The organism is Microcystis sp. M179S2 (assembly GCF_020245805.1).
Lineage (GTDB): Bacteria > Cyanobacteriota > Cyanobacteriia > Cyanobacteriales > Microcystaceae > Microcystis > Microcystis aeruginosa.
The window spans coordinates 1-18,079 of the sequence record NZ_JADBUE010000159.1; the positions used below are offsets into that span (position 1 = coordinate 1).

The 18,079-nt window shown below is 39.5% G+C and carries 18 protein-coding genes, 1 pseudogene and 1 riboswitch; of the genes and pseudogenes, 5 read left to right on the forward strand and 14 right to left on the reverse strand.

Annotated elements, in window-relative coordinates:
* Both IM500_RS09410 and IM500_RS09415 read right to left on the reverse strand, forming a co-directional pair.
* Positions 1-346 (reverse strand): annotated as a pseudogene (locus tag IM500_RS09410) (Uma2 family endonuclease); the annotation flags it as partial.
* Positions 347-726: 380 nt separating this feature from the next.
* A complete protein-coding gene (locus tag IM500_RS09415; RefSeq protein WP_190717976.1) occupies positions 727-1,221 on the reverse strand; it encodes a hypothetical protein in 495 nt (164 codons plus the stop codon).
* Positions 1,222-1,705: 484 nt separating this feature from the next.
* Between IM500_RS09415 and IM500_RS09420 the strand changes: the two genes are divergently transcribed.
* Entirely contained in the window at positions 1,706-2,536 is an 831-nt protein-coding gene (locus IM500_RS09420; protein ID WP_190717973.1) for a hypothetical protein, read from the forward strand.
* A 129-nt stretch (positions 2,537-2,665) separates the two neighbouring features.
* Here the strand turns inward: IM500_RS09420 and IM500_RS09425 are convergent, their stop codons facing one another.
* Positions 2,666-3,349: a DALR anticodon-binding domain-containing protein gene (locus IM500_RS09425; RefSeq protein ID WP_190717970.1), complete on the reverse strand. Its 684-nt coding sequence runs from the start codon at positions 3,347-3,349 to the stop codon at positions 2,666-2,668.
* A 223-nt stretch (positions 3,350-3,572) separates the two neighbouring features.
* Here IM500_RS09425 and IM500_RS09430 point away from each other — a divergent pair, with 223 nt between their 5' ends.
* Both IM500_RS09430 and IM500_RS09435 read left to right on the forward strand, forming a co-directional pair.
* Complete coding sequence (locus IM500_RS09430; protein ID WP_080949758.1) at positions 3,573-3,722, forward strand: type II toxin-antitoxin system HicB family antitoxin; 150 nt, start codon at positions 3,573-3,575, stop codon at positions 3,720-3,722.
* A gap of 75 nt (positions 3,723-3,797) precedes the next feature.
* The gene (locus tag IM500_RS09435; protein WP_147069425.1) at positions 3,798-4,016 is read left to right on the forward strand and encodes a hypothetical protein; all 219 of its coding nucleotides are present in this window, start codon (positions 3,798-3,800) and stop codon (positions 4,014-4,016) included.
* Positions 4,017-4,309: 293 nt separating this feature from the next.
* Here the strand turns inward: IM500_RS09435 and IM500_RS09440 are convergent, their stop codons facing one another.
* From IM500_RS09440 to IM500_RS09490, 11 genes are all read right to left on the reverse strand, one after another.
* Entirely contained in the window at positions 4,310-5,086 is a 777-nt protein-coding gene (locus tag IM500_RS09440) for a type II restriction enzyme (protein WP_287738185.1), read from the reverse strand.
* A 29-nt stretch (positions 5,087-5,115) separates the two neighbouring features.
* Complete coding sequence (locus tag IM500_RS09445; RefSeq protein ID WP_287738186.1) at positions 5,116-6,030, reverse strand: DNA adenine methylase; 915 nt, start codon at positions 6,028-6,030, stop codon at positions 5,116-5,118.
* A 73-nt stretch (positions 6,031-6,103) separates the two neighbouring features.
* Positions 6,104-6,619, reverse strand: a complete 516-nt coding sequence (locus IM500_RS09450) for an alpha/beta hydrolase (protein ID WP_012265171.1) — start codon at positions 6,617-6,619, stop codon at positions 6,104-6,106.
* A gap of 167 nt (positions 6,620-6,786) precedes the next feature.
* Positions 6,787-7,113, reverse strand: coding sequence for a fluorescence recovery protein (gene frp, locus IM500_RS09455; protein ID WP_002746320.1), 327 nt, complete (start codon positions 7,111-7,113; stop codon positions 6,787-6,789).
* Between the two features lie 229 nt (positions 7,114-7,342).
* Positions 7,343-8,305, reverse strand: a complete 963-nt coding sequence (locus IM500_RS09460) for an orange carotenoid-binding protein (protein WP_002733749.1) — start codon at positions 8,303-8,305, stop codon at positions 7,343-7,345.
* A 301-nt stretch (positions 8,306-8,606) separates the two neighbouring features.
* Positions 8,607-9,365 carry an ABC transporter ATP-binding protein gene (locus IM500_RS09465; RefSeq protein WP_190721759.1) on the reverse strand — a complete coding sequence of 253 codons (759 nt, stop codon included), beginning with the start codon at positions 9,363-9,365 and terminating at the stop codon, positions 8,607-8,609.
* Positions 9,366-9,435: 70 nt separating this feature from the next.
* The gene (locus tag IM500_RS09470; RefSeq protein ID WP_125732435.1) at positions 9,436-10,251 is read right to left on the reverse strand and encodes an ABC transporter permease; all 816 of its coding nucleotides are present in this window, start codon (positions 10,249-10,251) and stop codon (positions 9,436-9,438) included.
* A gap of 142 nt (positions 10,252-10,393) precedes the next feature.
* Positions 10,394-11,434 (reverse strand): ABC transporter substrate-binding protein, encoded by a 1,041-nt coding sequence (locus IM500_RS09475; protein ID WP_190721756.1) that lies wholly within the window; start codon positions 11,432-11,434, stop codon positions 10,394-10,396.
* 63 nt (positions 11,435-11,497) lie between these two features.
* Positions 11,498-12,187, reverse strand: coding sequence for a hydrogenase nickel incorporation protein HypB (gene hypB / locus IM500_RS09480; protein WP_190721755.1), 690 nt, complete (start codon positions 12,185-12,187; stop codon positions 11,498-11,500).
* A 58-nt stretch (positions 12,188-12,245) separates the two neighbouring features.
* The gene (gene hypA, locus IM500_RS09485; protein ID WP_190721754.1) at positions 12,246-12,602 is read right to left on the reverse strand and encodes a hydrogenase maturation nickel metallochaperone HypA; all 357 of its coding nucleotides are present in this window, start codon (positions 12,600-12,602) and stop codon (positions 12,246-12,248) included.
* 6 nt (positions 12,603-12,608) lie between these two features.
* Positions 12,609-13,787 carry an agmatinase family protein gene (locus IM500_RS09490; RefSeq protein ID WP_190721753.1) on the reverse strand — a complete coding sequence of 393 codons (1,179 nt, stop codon included), beginning with the start codon at positions 13,785-13,787 and terminating at the stop codon, positions 12,609-12,611.
* 68 nt (positions 13,788-13,855) lie between these two features.
* A riboswitch (guanidine-I (ykkC/yxkD leader) is annotated at positions 13,856-13,990 on the reverse strand.
* Between the two features lie 250 nt (positions 13,991-14,240).
* Between IM500_RS09490 and IM500_RS09495 the strand changes: the two genes are divergently transcribed.
* Together IM500_RS09495 and IM500_RS09500 are read left to right on the forward strand one after the other, a co-directional pair.
* On the forward strand, positions 14,241-15,680 hold the full coding sequence (locus IM500_RS09495; protein ID WP_190721765.1) for a hypothetical protein: 1,440 nt from the start codon (positions 14,241-14,243) through the stop codon (positions 15,678-15,680).
* A complete protein-coding gene (locus IM500_RS09500) occupies positions 15,649-17,778 on the forward strand; it encodes a tetratricopeptide repeat protein (RefSeq protein ID WP_502882353.1) in 2,130 nt (709 codons plus the stop codon). Before IM500_RS09495 ends, IM500_RS09500 begins: the two co-directional genes overlap by 32 nt.
* The last annotated feature ends 301 nt before the right edge of the window (positions 17,779-18,079 follow it).

Here is an 18,079-nt window from a genome sequence, read left to right on the forward strand (position 1 = left end):
TTGTATGCTTCCAGTTTATTAATTCCTCCACTACTAACAACCACCTCAATCACTAAATCAGGATGTTTTCTATTGGCTCCCAACTCATAGGATTTATCACCTTCTCTTTTAACCTTTTCAAATTCATTTTCTAAGGTGACAAAACCAGTAGGAGTAAAATCTAATCCCAAAAATTCTCAATAAATTTCTACTAAAGAAGCATTTTTCTAATCTCCAAAACTCCATCTAAAAAAGATAACCTTAACCCTAGTCGCTCGATTAGCTGTTCAACAGCTTTAAATTCTCTCCAGGTTAAGTCACTAATTAAAATTGGTTCTGCTTCTCGTTCGATGAATGTAGTTATCATAATTTAAACCCAAATTTAGAGAGGGAATTTTTCTCAACATGATATCAGATAAAAGTTGTTAGGGTTAGGAGTCAGTAGTCAGGAGAATTAAGAATGAATAATAATCAATTGAATGGTCTATTTACAGATTTTATGCCATTTAATCCTTATTTTTGAGGTTTTTGAACCCTCAAAAATTAATTATGCAAGAGATATTATCTAAATTATCCTAAATCCGTTGAGTATAGGCTACTTATGAGGAGAGGCACTCATGCAAGAGGCACTCATGCAAAACGGAGAATAAATAATCAGTTTTTAATAACCAGATTTAGTATTACTTGTTAATACTGTACACTTAAAACTCAAATCTGATAACTGATAACTGATAACTGATAACTGTCTTACTCGGCCTTTACCAAACCCTGAGAGCGAATACAGGCCTGTTCCCAGCGACAATCGGGATTAACTTCCACTGGTTTGAGTCGCGCCCAGATTTCGCCTTGAGCATCGGCATAAAAACTATCGATAATAGCGGCAATACGAGTACCAAAAGGTTCGGTAATCAGGACAGAATCGGTCAGATTAAATACTTCACCATTGGCTCCCGTCGCTTTTTCGATGACGGGAATTTCTGCTTTGGGAATTGGTTTTCGGAATAGAGGAGCCGAATCGGAACGGGGACGGAAAGGAGATTTTATCTCGCTACTGACTGATTTTACCGTTTCTGCGGCTGGTTTTTCCTCGATGATTTCTGAAGGGGTTTCCGGGGGTTTGGGGGGTACTGCGGCTCTAGAACCCTTTTTAATAATTTGTAGAGGTTGTAGGGGAGGAGTGGCTTTAATTGGCCCTTCGGGGGGTTCAGGGGTGCTAGGGGTTTTCTTCGGGGGACGTGGCATGATACGACAAGGAAAATAAAAACTATAGAATTATTGAAGCACATCGAGCCACTAACCCGCTCGACCAGTGCTTGTATCAATAGATATCTAGGGTTTGCGGCAAAAAGTTTTTCGTGGGTGTGGGGTGTGGCCCCCCAACCCCCCCGACATCGGGGGGGCTGGGGGGGTGTGGGGTTTTATGGCTGGCACTTTTTGATGGCAAAAAAGTCTAAAAGTCTTACTCAACAAGGTTTTTAGATTTATTCAGCCAACCCTATCTAGGAATTAGTCGATTCCCCTCCCCTCCAACTTATTGAAAAAACTTCTCATTAAGTATTGACAAAAATTCCTAATAAGCTTATGGTTATTTATAGTGTTCTCCTCTTAAGGATCGGCAGTGGAACCGCGCGGCAGTCTCTAACAATGCGGTTCCCATTTTTTTTGGGGAACGATAGAAGGCTTTTAACGTCTCTAAACTTCTAGGTTTCCTCATCCTTTGGCTTTTATGAACGATAATTCCGACCTGTACCTCGATCATCTCACCCATGCGGATACTGTCATTACTGCTGAAATTGTCGAGCATGAGAGTCAATCAACAGATGAGACAGATTGGGCAGCTCTATCCTCTCATTTACGTCAACAAAATCAAGAATTACAAGCGGAGATCTGGCGACGGGAGCAAGCTCTCGGGGAACTGCGATCGCAGTTAGCCGAGCAACATCGTCGCTGGCAAAGTTGCGATACCCTAATCCAGCAGCAAAACGAGGAACTGCAATACGAAAAGCAACAATTACAGCGAGCTTTAGGGGAAATCGAACAGTATCGTCAAGCAGAACAACGGCAACCGATGATTATTGCCAATTTGACCGCAGAATTGACCCGCACGCGTCAACAATTAGCCCGTTTAGAGCGAGAATGTGCCTTAATTCAGGAAAGTTATCAGGAAAAAAGCCAAAAACTGTGCAACTATGACCAGCAATTGCAGGAATTACGCACCCGTCTCCAACGTCAGCAACGCTACACCCTCCAGTATAAAGCGGCCTTGGCCCAGTATTTCCAGCGCGGTAGCGATCGCAATTCTCCCCCGGATTTAGCCATTGTCGCCAAGGCAGCCGCAATCGAGCCTTGGTCTCAGACAGAGAATCAAGAAAGGGATGAGGTGGCTCCCATCGATGAGTTTTTAGCGGAATTAGAGACAATTGAGCCAGTAGAATCCTTAAAGAAGAAAGATAGGGATTGGCCCGCACCTATCATCTCCCCTTCCCCGAAATATTCCTCTTTTCGGGTTGATTTGCCCACTTTTATTAAATATCGCCAAGAAGAAAATAATTCCTGAATAACAGAAAGAGAGCCGGCGACTGTCCATGTTTCGTCTCGGCTCTCTATTCTGGTTCGCTCCTCACACTAATTAAAATTTATCATAAGCTGATGGTTTTGTCCACTAAATTCATAAAAGTTAATATTTTTATAGTTCCGTCATCGGCAGCAGTTGCCATTTTTGACGGAGAAGACGGTTAAGTAGTTTTTGACTGACGCTAATCAGGATTAATCTCGATCTCTGAATTGGGGCCGATTCTCCAATAATGCGACAGTTACGCTCAAAATTGAGCATCGCTTCGCACAAATTCGCAGTTAGGGGATAGAGTTTCTGGCCTTCCCAACAATCACAAACGGTTAAAATTTGCAGGATTAAGGCTATTTCGGCGGGATGATGCCATGATAATAGTTCTGGCTCGGTTAAACTAATTTTTTCCCGATTGAGCAGTTGTAACCAACTAGAATAGCGAGCGTGAGTGTATTGAAATAAAAAGAAAAATTCTCCTCTGGGATGAAGAGGAAGCTGATCGGAGAAAAATTGCTCGATTAAATCGTTTAGTTTCAGTAACCAAAAGGACAAAAATTGCTGATCTAATAATAATTCTAGCCATCCTTCTTTAAGCTGAATTTGCGGAAAAAGGACGATTAAATGGTTAAATATGGTTTGACATTGAGCGGACGTAAAATAATAAAACAGAGGTGAACGATAGAGGATAATATCAGTTTTTGGGCAACGATAGAAAGTTAATTTATGGTTGTTTTCTGGAAAAATATTAATTAATTGTTGTTTTAAACAATGCTCGATCGAGGGATGATTGCAGATAAAATTCATACTCAGAAGGGTAAACGTAGTCGTGCCAAATTAATTGCCATTGGTGAGATGGATACTATGGTCAAAGCAAATTTTTGGCTTAAGATGGATATAGGCGCTCGGATAGTCTTTCTCTTGTCAGAAACTTCAGACTATCTCTAGGGGCTTACCTCTGTCAATCCAGGGGGTTGCACTTCACTTTTGCATGGGTGCTATATCTAATATATTATCGAAGGAGACTATCATGAAAGGGGAGTTTACTGCTATCATTGAAGCGGCAACAGAAGGGGGATACTGGGCGATTTGTCCTGAAATCCCAGGTGCAAATGGTCAAGGAGAAACCATTGAAGAAGCCAAGGAAAGCTTAAAAAATAGGCACTCATGCAAGAGGTAGTTAGCTCTGTGTAATTAATTTTACTTAGGTACTGATAATAAATTGATTCTTTAATTTGAAAAAGGAAAAGCAACAATGTCACAAACTATTCAATTTTATCAAATTTTAGAAATGATTGACAATCTTTCCTGTGATGAACAAGATGATTTAATCAGTATTATTCGACATAGACAAATTGAAAAAAGACGAGAAGAAATCGCCAAGAATATCCATCAAGCGCGTCAAGACTACCAACAAGGGAAAGTCTTTCGGGGAAACATTGATGATATTATCGCAGAATTAAACAATGACTAAATTAATTCTAAGCTCATCCTTTAAACGAGCTTTTAAGATAATCATTAAAAGCCGACCCGATTTAAAAAGCAAAATTGAGGCTAAATTAAGATTACTTGCTGACGATTTAATTATCTTTTCTATAAGTATGCTACAGGTTTTGAAAAATGTTATTACAAGGGTAAACGAGGCATTTTTTGCAGATCAAAATGGTCGGTTTATTCTAGTGTTATCATGAGAGACATTCTAGATTTTGATACGCTTAATCAACAATCAGTTAATTGTGTCTAACTGATATGAGAACTACGATAAATTTAGCTTATGATTTCAAATCTCGCTGAGTCCACCAGCTTAATACTATTATAATTGTCTGGATTTTCAAACTCGAATTTCCATAAATAATATATATTTGATTTCTTAGCAAAAAATAGTGTAACAATTTTCTTTTTAGTATGCAGTTGCCATTGTCTAGATGGATAATACAACTGTCTGATAATTACATTGTCTATACTTAAGTTTTTGGCTTCAATCAGGACAATTTGGTTCTTGCCTTCATATCCTGCATCCACCTCTGTTTGTACACCTTTAATTTTAAGAACATGATCATTAATTTTTAGTGTAAATTCAGGGGTATATTTTCTACCACGAATGGTTAATACTAGGCTATTATCTTTGATAAAGTGACGAATTAGACTCGATGCGTAAGCGAAGTCCAGATGTTGCATTTCTGAATCACCTATCAAAGAAGTTTCTAATTGAAAATCTAATAAAGTTTGATAATTTTGTATGGGTGTTTCTATGATAGGAATATCAACATAACCCTCGCCCTTTAAGATCACATACTCTCCATTCTTGACTGGTAAAATAAACAATCCTAGCTTTTTAAAAACTTCTGGACGGCTTTCTCTTGTATCTTGTTTACATAAAATTCTTACTTCTCTTTCCCCTGTAGTTTCAAAATGTTTTGTTGCTGCTTTAATCTGTTCAGCCTTAATAAAATAAGGATGGTTACAAAAATCATGATCGTGCAAGTTGTATCTATCGAATACAGCTTGCCACCCTCGAGCTCTTGAAGAAATATTTTTATTCATGTCGTCTTTTCTGTTAGGCTTAATTTTTGTCAATTATTGATCAGTAATTCCCAGATTTCTCCCCTATTATTGCCCTGGGAATTAATATTTCGTCGGGCTTTTACCCTTTGAATATTATAATCTTTATATAAATCATCAAAAAAATTATTGTCAGAGTCAAAGTTTTTAACGTCGGAATTACTTAAAATAAATTTATAACCGGCCTGATCCACTTGATCGATAAATTGTTTTAATCTTATTTGCTCCTCATCGTTAAAATCTTCTTTAGTATAAGAGGTAAAAGCTGATGTTTTTTTAATCGGTTTATAGGGAGGATCAAAATAAAATAAAGTCTTGTTATTGGCATAATTTAGGGTTTGGACAAAATCTCCTTGTAGGATCGTTACTTTTTGTAAATGATGGTTGACAGCTAATAAGTTTTCTTCATTGCAGATCAATGGTTTGACATATTTTCCAAAAGGGACATTAAAGAGTCCTTTGCTATTGACTCTATAAAGTCCATTAAAACAAGTTTTATTGAGAAATAATAACAAAACTGTTTTTTCTAGATCGTCATCGCAGCTGCGAGAATTAAATTCTATTCTTTTATCAAAAAAAAACTTTTGTTGTTCCTCTAGATTTTTAAGTTCATAAAAATCCTGCTGAATTTTTTTAAGCTTGACTATTAATTCTTTGACATTATTTTTAATAACATTATAAGCCCTGATTAAATCAGGATTGATGTCATTAATAATGACTTTTTGGACAGAAGAAAAATTATTTAAGACTGAGAATAAAACTGCCCCACCTCCGACAAAAGGTTCAATGTAGTTAAACTGACAATCTTGAGAAATCTGGGAATTAATCAAAGATAGAATATTGGGAACCAGTTGAGTTTTGCCTCCCGCCCACTTTAAAAAAGGTTTGCCGCTAACTGTTTTCCTTTGAGACAAAGAAGTGGTCATTATTCCTACCAGATTATCCTAATTTATTCAATTTACAGCGCAATTCACGAAAACCTGAAAGGCGGATTTGGTATCAGAAAGGTAAACGGGGCATTTTTTTCAATACTGATTCAATTTGGTTGATTAAATCCAGCAGACGATTGCCATCCACATGAACCTCGCTGGTGGGATAATTGTCGAGGACTTCGATGATTTGAATCTCGTTATCGTTGAGGGCAGAAGTGACTAAGGAACCCCGTAAAGCTTGCCGACTAGCAGCCCGATTGGGGGTGTGGACAATTTCGGCGGCATAATCTAGCAAACTTTCGCCAAAAAAACTATTAAGAAATTTGGAAAGAAAGACGGCATCCACCGCTACCCGACGATTAAGGATTTTACGGAATTCTTCGGGTTTTTGGTTAGCCATCTTTAATTGTGCCGCTAAAGCGGGAGCTAATTCGCCTGTTTCGCTCAATTGCTTTAATTCTGATACCGATACAGACCCTTGGAAGATGTAGTATTTGATGATAGCTGATTCGGCGGCTGACAAAGATTGACAAACACCGAGAAAGATAGATATTCCTAGGGGAAGTAAAAGATTTTTGAACATAAACCAAAAGTGCAAAACAAGCGATAAGCGATCGGGATGATTGACTCATTCTAGCGGGATTGGTTGCCGCTTAGGAAAAACTTAAGACGGGGTTGATTATCTAGAGATGAATTTTTTAGTCACCCAACTAGGAGCAGAAAGCTGATAGCTTAATGCTAATCATTAATTTACATTCGCGAGAGGGCAGCGATTTTTGCTAGTTTATCTTTTTCCAAACCGTTGAGATCCTCTAGCTTTAACCATCCTTCCTTTAACAGTTGGGCAAAGACAAAAATTAGGGAAGTATAGCGATAGTCATATTTACCATCAATCTGATGTCGTCGGGCGCTTAGATAATCGTGCATTTGCCAGATATCATCTAAAACCGTGATCTGACCAGACTGTTCTTTAATATGTTCTATTAAAGTGCTAGTTTCTCGCTGATAGGCTTTTTGGAAAGCAGTTTGAGCAATTTCTTGTTCCGTATCTGACCAAATTATTTCACTCATAGGCATGATTTTAGTTTTAGGGATGATAATTTTGGGTTTTTGAACTACCATGACTCTTTTCGCCGACATCTGTTAAGAATGATTGTTTAGTTATTCTTACCTAGATCAGAGAAGAAACCGGTGTATTTCCCAATTTTTTAAGTCAGCCTTTTAATTGTAGAAAAAAAAGAGTTCACTTGACAAGGAACTCTAATAAGTTTCATCAGAATTTTTAATGATTTCTCTCAGTAGCTATTTAGCCACGGGCAAAGTTTAATAATTCTTTCGGAGAAGCTAATAAATCGATCGCTACGAAGAAAATTTTATTATCAGGAGTTAGGAGGAAGCGCCATGCCATATTCATACCCACACCCGCACCAAACCAGGGGGTTTGTACTTTTCCCGTCACTTTAATCTGAGTAAAACCGTCATCGGCGGGTTCCACTACACCGCGTTCGGGGATTAATTTCAAATTTTGACATTCTTCGCGGAAAAAGCGATATACTGCCTCTTTACCGACGATGGGACGTTGGAAAGGTGGTTGCAGAGCGCCGTCAGGGGTGAATAATTCAATTAATACATCAAAATCATTAGCGTTGAGGTTGTCCATATAGTTGAGGACGGTGGCATTGGTAACGCCTTCAATGCTAACTTTAGTCCGTTCGGCAATATTTTGGGGAGGAACCACGGGTTCGGAAATACGGTTATAATCGCCCAGTTTCTTGGGATCGTAGCCCATATCCACCACACAATTCCGCAGAACGGTGATTTGTTGTCCCGACTCTAATTTTTTAATCCCGTCTAAAACGGCACTAGCATTAGCAGATAGTTCATAACCCTTGGGAATTGGGGCAACACTGCCATCTTCCATCCATTGTCCTAATTGATACCAGAATCCCAGCTTGATATTAGCAGACCAAGTGCCGTAGGTACGACAAATCGGGGTGTCAGCATGGTTCGCTAAGTCGCACATCACCTGCGACTGTTGCAGGGGTGACATCTGCCGAATTTCATTCATGGTTTTTTCGGCAAACACCATACTAGCAGCGCCGGGGGCGGCAACGGTGATGGTTTTGCCCATTTCTAGGTAGGCAAACCAAATCAAGGCTAGTTGATCTTCGGTATTCAGCTGATTGAAACGCGCAATCGTGGCGGGAACCACATCCGCTGATAGCGTGTTGGGGAAAATGCTCCGCGCTGATTCGATCGTAAACGGCATAGATTCACCTTGAAGTAAAGTTTTGTATCAATTTAGTCTCATTCTATCATATTTGCGCCCCAAGGCAGCACCGATGGAGAAACTTTCCCAAAAAAAGCTGTACTTTAGATCACACTTACCCAGTATTATCACAAAATCTTAATGGTTGAACAACTGTTCTATCACTGATCTAGGGTTGGCGGCAGCAGCGAGCGATCGCTGTTTGGCGATGCTAGATAACGGAAAGTATCTCTAAAGGATGATTTTTGCTGCTCTAACTCGTTTTGAACCAGGGACTACTCTTGATGATCCCTAGTTTTTTCTAGTATTTCTCACCCCGTAGCAGGCCGTAAATTTCATCCGTATAGTCATAAAACTGAGCTTGTCGTTTAATTTTATGATTACGATCTAGGGGTAAATTAATTGTTAATTCCCGTTGTATAGTCCCCGGCCTAGCACTCAAAACATAAATACGTTGAGCCAAAAAAACCGCTTCATCCACATCATGGGTAATCATTAAAATACTACACCTGATTTTTTGCCAAATTTCAATTAAATATTCGTGCATTCTTTCTTTGGTTTGTACATCTAAAGCCGCAAAGGGTTCGTCCATTAATAAAACTTTGGGATGACAGGCAAGAGAGCGGGCGATCGCAACCCGTTGTTTCATCCCACCCGATAGTTCTCTGGGGTAAGCATTAGCGAATTGGGTTAAACCGACAATATCCAGATAATAACAGGCCACTTCCCAGCATTCTTTTGTCGATAATCCCTGTAGTTTTAAGCCAAATTCAACATTTTTTTGGATCGTCATCCAGGGATAGAGTGTATAATTTTGAAAAACCATGCCGCGATCGGCTCCTGGCCCTGTCACTTCAACACCATCAACGGTAATTTTGCCGGAAGTGGGCAGCTCTAAACCCGCAATCATTCGCAACAAAGTTGATTTTCCCGAACCAGAGGCCCCGACCGCACAGACAAATTCAGCACTTTCAACGTGTAAATTAATATCTTTCAGAGCGACCACAGCACCTCGTTTAGTGGTGAAAATTTTATTGAGTTGAGTAATTTCTAAGTGCATTAAGGTTCTTCTCTTATCATTAAAATAACTTTATTGGTGACAGAATAAACTCTGTTATTGAGTTTTTAAGTTAACGAGTAATTGACCATTTACAAGTCCACTGCAAAAACAAACGAAAACTTAAATCTAGAGCAAAGCCAATAATTCCTAGTACAATTAAACAGGCAAAAATTTCATCGGTTCTCAGAAATTTCTGGGCTAATAAAATGCGTTTGCCTAATCCATTATCGGCCGCCACTAATTCCGCCACCACTACCAAATTCCAGGCGGCCGCCATATTAACACGAAAAGTATCGATAACATTAGGAATAATATAGGGAGTAATCACTTTAAATAAAACCTGTTTTCGAGTTCCTCCAAGGGTATAAGTTACTTCGATCAATTCACGGGGAATGAACTTAACTGCATCCATAATCATCAGGGTATTAAAGAAAATTGTCCCGATAAAAATCAGCATAATTTTTGATGTTTCTCCAATACCCAAATAAATAACCAATAGGGGAATAAAAGCAGGAGCGGGCATATAACGTACAACGCCAATGATCGGTTCCATTAAACTGCGAATACTCGGAAAAGTTCCCATTAAAATGCCGAGGGGAATAGCAAACAATCCTCCTAAAAAAAAGCCCCCAACTACTCGTAAAAAACTGGTCATAGTATCTTGAATTAAAAAGCCCTGTTCTGCCAATTTTCCTAAGGCCTGAATAACGGCTAAAGGAGAAGGCAAAAATACGGATTCAATGCCCGCAAAACTAGAGATTAGTAACCAGAAAATCAGCGGGACAATAATAGAGGAAACCATTAAAGTCCATTTGAGGGATTCGGGAATATCCTCGGTAATCCGCCAAAAAGTGCTTTGAGGAAGCGTTTTAGGTGTTGTGGTCATGGTATTTGCCAAAGAAAAGAATAATTTTGATAGCCAATATCACCCAGTTATCAAACAATTCTTGCAGTCAACTTGTCTCCCTAATCCCTCTTGTAGATAGAGAATTGGAACCTTTAATTTCTCGATCTACAAGAGGGGCTAATTAGGCTTTTTTGTCTTGATTTGCCAAGGCTTTGACAAATTGGGAATCTAGAATAGTTGTTAGATCGGGTACTTTTTTAATAAAGCCAACTTCCATCATAAAATCAGCCATTTTTTGAGCAGCAAAGGGCATATTTTTCATGGTTTTCCCTGGACTAAAGGCTTCTAGGTTTTCTTCTAAGGTAAAAAACTTCGTTCCCTCTTTATATAGGGCTAATTCTTCTGGACTAATGCCCGCACGCTTGGCCATAATCTCATCGGCTTTTTGGGGATTTTTAGCCATAAACTCTCGAACATCAAACCAGGTTTTGACAAGAGCCTGAACCTGTTCTGGTTTTTCTTTGATTAATTTGGCACTGACAACTAACAAATCAGGAATAGCACCTGGAAAAGCTTTAGAACTAATTAATTCTTTAGAACCTTTTCGTTTAAGTGCTGTTGACCAAAAAGGTGGAAAAGCACCAACTGCATCTACTTTTCCCGATGCAAAAGCGGCAGCAGCAGCCCCTGTTTCCATGGGGACAATTTGCACATCTTTACGGCTCATTCCTTCTTTTTCTAGGGCTAAACTGAGGAGAAAGTCACCGACAACGCCTTCTTCGACAGCAACTTTTTTGCCTTTTAAATCTTGAATAGTTTTAATCTCTTCTGTGACAATAATTTTATCATTTCCTGACGAATTATCATTGACTAAAACAGCAACTTGACCATTCACTGCATCTCCTGCAAAAGCGATTGTATCGTTGAGAGTTTGACTATTTCCATCTAATTGTCCGGCAGCTAAAGCTTGTAAGGATTCAAGATAACCATCAAACCATTTCATTTGAACATTAGCCCCATTTTTAGCAAATAATCCCTCTTCTTCAGCGATCGCCCATGGCCACCAACCGGCCCAATTACTATAACCGATGACAATGGGGGCAGTATTACTCAGAGAAATACTTGCATTGGGGGTTTGCTGAGGAGCTTGATTACAACTAATGGTCAGGAGTAAGCTACTAAAAAAAACGAGAGGTAAGGAGAAAAAATTGCGCCGTTTCATAGGTAATAGCCTTTAGAGATGACAGCTAGTAAAACAGAAATAAATCTCAAAAACTGTTACTGATTAACAATTCAAAAAACTCGGTCTATTGACTTGGCTTTTTAGCCAATTTAACCACTCTTCTAAACCTTCTCCTGTTTGAGCAGAAAGAGCGATAATCTTTACATCGGGATTCATAGAGCGAACATTTGCCTCTAAACGTTTTAAATCAATCTCTAAATAAGGAGCCAGATCTAATTTGGTAATAATCAGACAATCCGCTTCTTGAAACATAATTGGATATTTGAGGGGTTTATCTTCTCCTTCAGTAATACTTAATAGAGCAACTTTAGCGTGTTCCCCTACCTCAAATTCGGCGGGACAAACTAAATTTCCCACATTTTCTACCAACAATAAATCAAACTCTTTGGGGTTGTAATCTTCTTTGAAACGATGAATTCCCCCAGCTACCATTTTGGAATCTAAGTGACAGGAGCGACCCGTATTAATGGCAATCACGGGAACTCCATATTGTCTCAGGCGCTCTGCATCTAGTTCTGTGGTCATATCTCCTTCAATAACAGCCATTTTTAATTGATCTTTTAAGGCTGCGAGGGTTTTTTCCAATAACACAGTTTTACCGGCACCAGGACTACTCATCAGGTTTAAACAGGTAATGCCCCACTCGTCAAAATGTTCCCGGTTGTGATCGGCTCCTGTTTGATTGGCATGAAGTAGATTAATTTCTAGGGCTGCGTCAAAAGTTTGGTGCATTTTAGTTGAGAATGAATAATTGATCATCGAACTTGTATAAGCGATCGCCTAACTTTTTTTAAGAAAGTAAAGAATATTCAATGTGGTCAATTTTTAACTCTCGACCTGAACGAATATCCTCCATCGGTGATCGGCAAGTTGGGCAGGAATATTGCTGGCCAATTTGGGGTTGATAATCTTTTTGGCAGCAATGACAATAAGCAATTAGGGGAATATTTTTAATGGCTAATTCCACGCCAGCAAGAAAAGTATTGGCAGTTTGAACTTCAAAGGCAAATTGTAAACTGACCGGTTCAACACAGGTAAATTCACCAACCATGAGATGAATTTTTTCAATTTTGAGCTTTTCAGGTTGGCTATCATACCAATCTCGAACTGTCATAATTAACGCCTTGGTCATATCAGTTTCGTGCATAGGAAATTACTGCCAAGGTTCATCAACCTCCATATTGGCTTCAGGATGAATATAATAGGGCTTTTCTTTACGCGGTAATTGACCTGAAATAACCAGATGAGCCATGGCATCACAAATAACACGGGTAGCCATCAAAGAGGTCATATCACTAATATCGTAGGGAGGGGAAACTTCCACCACTTCCATGCCACAAATGGGAGCTTTTTGGATAATTTTACCTAATAAAGCTAGGGCTTCACGGGGTAATAAACCGCCCGGTTCCGGCCAACCTGTACCGGGGACAAAACCGGCATCAATGCAATCAATATCAAAACTAATCCAAACGCAATCCGTACCATCTAAAGCTCGTTCTAAGGCAAATTCGGCGGCAGCATCAATGCCTCGTTCTACAATGTCGGTGACGGTCAAAATATTAGTGGCCCGCTCGCGGCAAACTTTAACACCTTGACGGGGAACTTGCCAACCCCCAATCCCTAATTGGACGAGATTCTTAGCAGGAGCATTTTTCATATTGGTGGCATGAAACCAGGGGCAAGTGTGCATCCGTTCATCTAAATCCGTTTCCTGGGTATCCACATGGCGATCAAAGTGAATAATACCGACTTTTTTATCCCCTAAATGCCGACAAATACCGCGCACTGTCGGAAAACCAATGGAATGATCACCCCCTAAAATAATCGGCAAGGCACCAGAACTAAAGACATGGGCAACCCCCTTAGAGATTTGATCAAAGGACTTTTCATTATTAGCAGGAATGGTGAAAATATCCCCCAAATCACAGAGCGTAATTTGTTCGCGCAAATCTACCCCTAATTCAAAATTGTAGGGCGTATAAAGAGCCGAAATCCGCCGAATTCCCTGGGGACCAAAACGAGTTCCAGGTCGGTAAGTTGTCCCCGAATCATGGGGAACACCCACGATTGCCACGTCATAATTGCCCACATTCCGCACATCTTCCAAATAGGGAGCCTTCATAAAGGTGTTAATTCCCGCATAGTGGGGTAACTCACCCCTGGAAAAGGTGGGAATACTGCGATCGCGAATACTATCGGCCGCCTCTAAACCGTAGGTTAACCCCTGGGAAACTTCCTGTTGCCAACCGGTTAGGGGCAAATGGCGTTCTTTTTCTAGGGCCTGTTCAGCTTCGGTTAAACGCGGGGGTTGAAAAGTAGATTCCTCGGACATCATTTCACCTCAAAATACAATAACCCGGGAGTCTTCAAAGACACTGCCTTAAAACAGTTATCCTTAAAGTCTCCCGGGCTTTTATCCCGCCGTGTAGCCAGCTTAGATGGAAAAAATTTTTGATTCGATCATTTAAGACTAGCTTGCTCCTCTCGGACCTGACATTTAAAGACGCTTAAATCGGAACCCTAGAAGCAATTTCTTTGACCTTAGACGATCTCAATCCAAAAAACAGTATCACAGACTACATAAAAGGGATTTTTCCCGCTTAAATATGGTTTGCTGAATAATTAGGTGGGTATTAAAAACTTTCAGATGCCCCCCTTATTAAGGGGGATCCCCCCGCCTTCGGCTTCCCCCCTTATCAAGGGGGGCTAGGGGGGATCGAACCTAAAATCCATTTTTAATTTAATTATAACCAGCTACTTATATAATAAAAAGTATCTCCAGAGAATAATTTTTCCTGTCTCTAGGCAACACCCCTCTCTGACTCGCTTTGAACCTGCGACTACTCTTGATGAAATCTATTTAACTATATCTCCTGAACCCCTATTAACTCAGAAGGAAATAGATGCTTTTTATCGAGAAGAAATGAATCGGGTGAGAGGGGAAGATAAAATTGAACGTCTAAAATTAGGGTTAAAACGGGTCATAGATACGCAACAATATTACAAAGCCTGTTTAATGGGACACACGGGGGTAGGCAAATCGACAGAATTAACTCGTTTAATTAATGATCATGAGATTAAACAGCATTTTGAACCCCTGCGATTTAGTGTTTTAAGTGAACTCGATGCGATTAATTTCAGTCCCCTTGATGTGTTTCTCTTTATGGTGGTGGAAATTGTTGAGAAAACCGCTAAAATTTCTCGACAACTCAGTGATGAAAATTTACAAAAGCTTTGGGATTGGTTTAGTTCTGAAGAATTCAACCGCAAGGAAACCAGAGAAAGTCAAATCAAAACGGAAGCAGGAGCGGGAGTAAAGGAAGATTCTTTCTGGAATAAAATTCTCGGACTTTTTGCCTCTCTCACGGGAGAATTCCGGTTTGCTTCCTCGCGAGAGAAAAAAGTTGTTGAATACCGTCTTTCCCGTTCCAGAGATTTAATTAATATTGCTAATAAACTCCTGAAAGAGTGTAATCAGAACTTACAGGAAACTATGCAGAGAAGCTGGCTAATTATTGGAGAGGACTTCGATAAAGCTGGTGTTTCACAAGAAGCGGTCAGGTATTTATTTTTAAACTATTCTAACATTTTCAAAGATTTAGACATTCACATTATTTTTAATATTCCGATTGGATTGTATAATTCATCTCCCGGGATTAACCTCACTTTTGACCATAATCTCCTGATTCCCGATACTCCAGTTTTTTGCCAAAAAGATCATACTCCTAACCAAAAAGGACGGGAAGCAGTGAGAAAAGTTTTAGAAGCAAGAGTTAAATCTAATTTATTTGAAGATGGACAAATAGAGCGGGTTATTATTGCCTCTGGTGGCAATATCAGAGATTTATTTTATTTAGTTAGAGAAGCTTCTGATGAGGCAATTGTCAATCAACAAAATCTGATCATTTCTAGTCATATTAGCAGGGCAATTCGCAGTTTAAGAACAGAATATGAAAGACGTTTAGGCCAAAATCCTTATGATATCGATCATGTTAGTTATGGGGATAAGGTAGCATTGTTAAAACGAATTTATGATGCTAATCCAGAAGCACAAATTCCCAATGAGATATTATACGCTTTATTAAATGATCGAGCGATTCAAGAAGTAGATGGAGACGGGGAAAGATGCTTTATGGTGCATCCCCTTGTGGTTGATATTTTAAATGCTCAAGGTCGTATTCCTACTGCTCCCGATGGAGGTGTCCCCGGTGGTACATCAAGTTAATCAAACTAATCAATCGGAGTTAGAACCGGGTACTATTTCCCATACGGCAGCTCGTTTGCTATTGTGGGGACGAAGACCATCTAGAGGTTTAGCTAGGGTGGAATTTTATGATGAGTTTTCCCGTCAGCAAGTAGTTAGAGAATTAGAGAATAAACTCCAAGAACAAGGCATTATTTTTCATAAAATTGTCTTACCAATATGGGAAAAACCTTCTTTTGTCTTGAACTTCTTGTTAACACAATTGGCAGAATTGGAGTCGGGAGTAGTATCAATTACTGGTTTTGAAACCGCTTTTTCTGATGTTTCCCTAGTAGATGCCTTGCAATTAATTAATTTCAATCGAGAAAATTTAGCTCGCTTTAATCTCCGACAAATTTGGTGGATGAATCATGATTTTACTAACAAAGTTATTCGGTATATGCCAGATTTAAATTCTTGGTTTTTCCTGCGATTATTTTTAACGGAAAATTCAACCCAAGCTACCAACTATAATCAGCTATTTACCGATAAAAATACCGTTCATGATCCCTATAATTTACCAGGAACAGCAGTTAACTTTGTTGGTAGAGAACAGGAATTATCCCGGATTCATCAAGCTTTTCAGCAATCTTCCCTAATTGTTTTAAGTGGGATGGGAGGTTCGGGCAAAACTGAATTAGCTTTACAGTATGCTTGGCAACATAAAGGGGATTATCCTGCGGGTATTTGTTGGATAAATGTCCTTAACAGTGACCCCGGTTTGGCTATTTTATTTTTTGCCAGAGAATACCTGGGTTTAAACATCCCCAATCAGGGAACCTTAAGTGAACGAGTGCGTTACTGTTGGCAAAATTGGCCCGAGGGAAATGCTTTAATTATTTTTGATGATGTGCGTGACTACGACCAAATTAAATCTTATCTACCACCGGAAAAAGACTCTCGTTTTCAGGTTTTAATTACCACTCGCTTTAGTTACTTAGGGGTATCGATGTCAACGATAAACTTAGATGTTCTCACAGCAGCGCAAGCTTTAGATTTACTGCAAACCTACTTAGGAAAAGAACGTCTAACCGCGGAGTTAGAGGCAGCCAAGCAACTTTGTCAGTGTTTAGGATATTTGCCTCTAGGATTACAATTACTAGGCAGTTTTCTGAGACAAGCAACCACTGAAACTTTAGCAAATATCAAGGAAAAATTCCCCAAAAAAGGCTTAAAATATCTCAACTCCGATAAGGAGGAAGTCCGCAGTATTAAAACAATTCTGGATCTCAGTTGGCAACTGTTAGAAACAGAAGAACAAAAATTAGCTCTTTGTCTCAGTTTATTTGCTTCGGCACCTTTTCCCAAGCACTTAATCATCAGTTTATTTTCTGATGAAGCTAAAGACGAGATAGAAAAATGGTTAACCGATAGCTTGGTTAAGCTTAATTTGCTGAAATCTTTAGGCAATGAATGGTATCAACTGCATCCCCTCATCCGTCTTTATCTACGGGAAAAATTAGAAGGTTCCGAGATAGCCAATACCGCAAAAAGTCGTTATTGTACGGTGATGACAGATACATCGAGAACAGTCCCCCAAACTCCTACTCTAGATATTATTCAAAATCTGACTCCCTTAATTCCCCATATTGAACAAGCTGTCAGGGAATATCCAGAATATATCGCTGATGAGGATTTAGTTTCGTCCTATACGGGTTTAGCTCGTTATTATAAAGGACAAGGATTGTATGCTATTGCTGAACCTTACTATCAAGATTGTTTAACCGCAACTCGAACTCGCTTAGGAGACAATCATCCTCATGTGGCAACTTCCCTCAACAATTTAGCAGCATTGTACGATTGCCAAGGCAGGTACACAGAAGCGGAACCTCTCTATCGAGAAGCTTTAGATTTGGATAAACGACTTTTAGGAGACAATCATCCCTCTGTGGCACTTTCCCTCAACAATTTAGCACACTTGTACCATTCTCAAGGCAGATACTCAGAAGCGGAACCTCTCTATCGAGAAGCGATTAATATTGCTACCCAAGTATTAGGGGAAAATCATCCCCATACCCAAACAATTATGGAGAACTATAAAACTATGTTGTCGCAACTCCGGCAGGCAGAATTAAGATGAGTCAGAGTTTAAATGCTTAGGAAAATAGGGTTCGTAGGCGCACGGATTTTCCATTATGAATATAGTATCCTGTCAAGAGGCTTTTGTCAAGAGAAAATTTGACAACATCCAGAAAAACGTAGGGTGCGTTAGACGGCCAAAATTTCCGCTTTAACTTCAAGCTAACAATCCGTCGTAACGCACCACCATCGACAGTGATTGGAATGATTTAATGATGGACTATGATTAGGGACCTAGTTAAGAGTGGATTGGAGATGAAGATTGATTGAATGAACCAATCATAGTTAAGACCGTTGGAAAA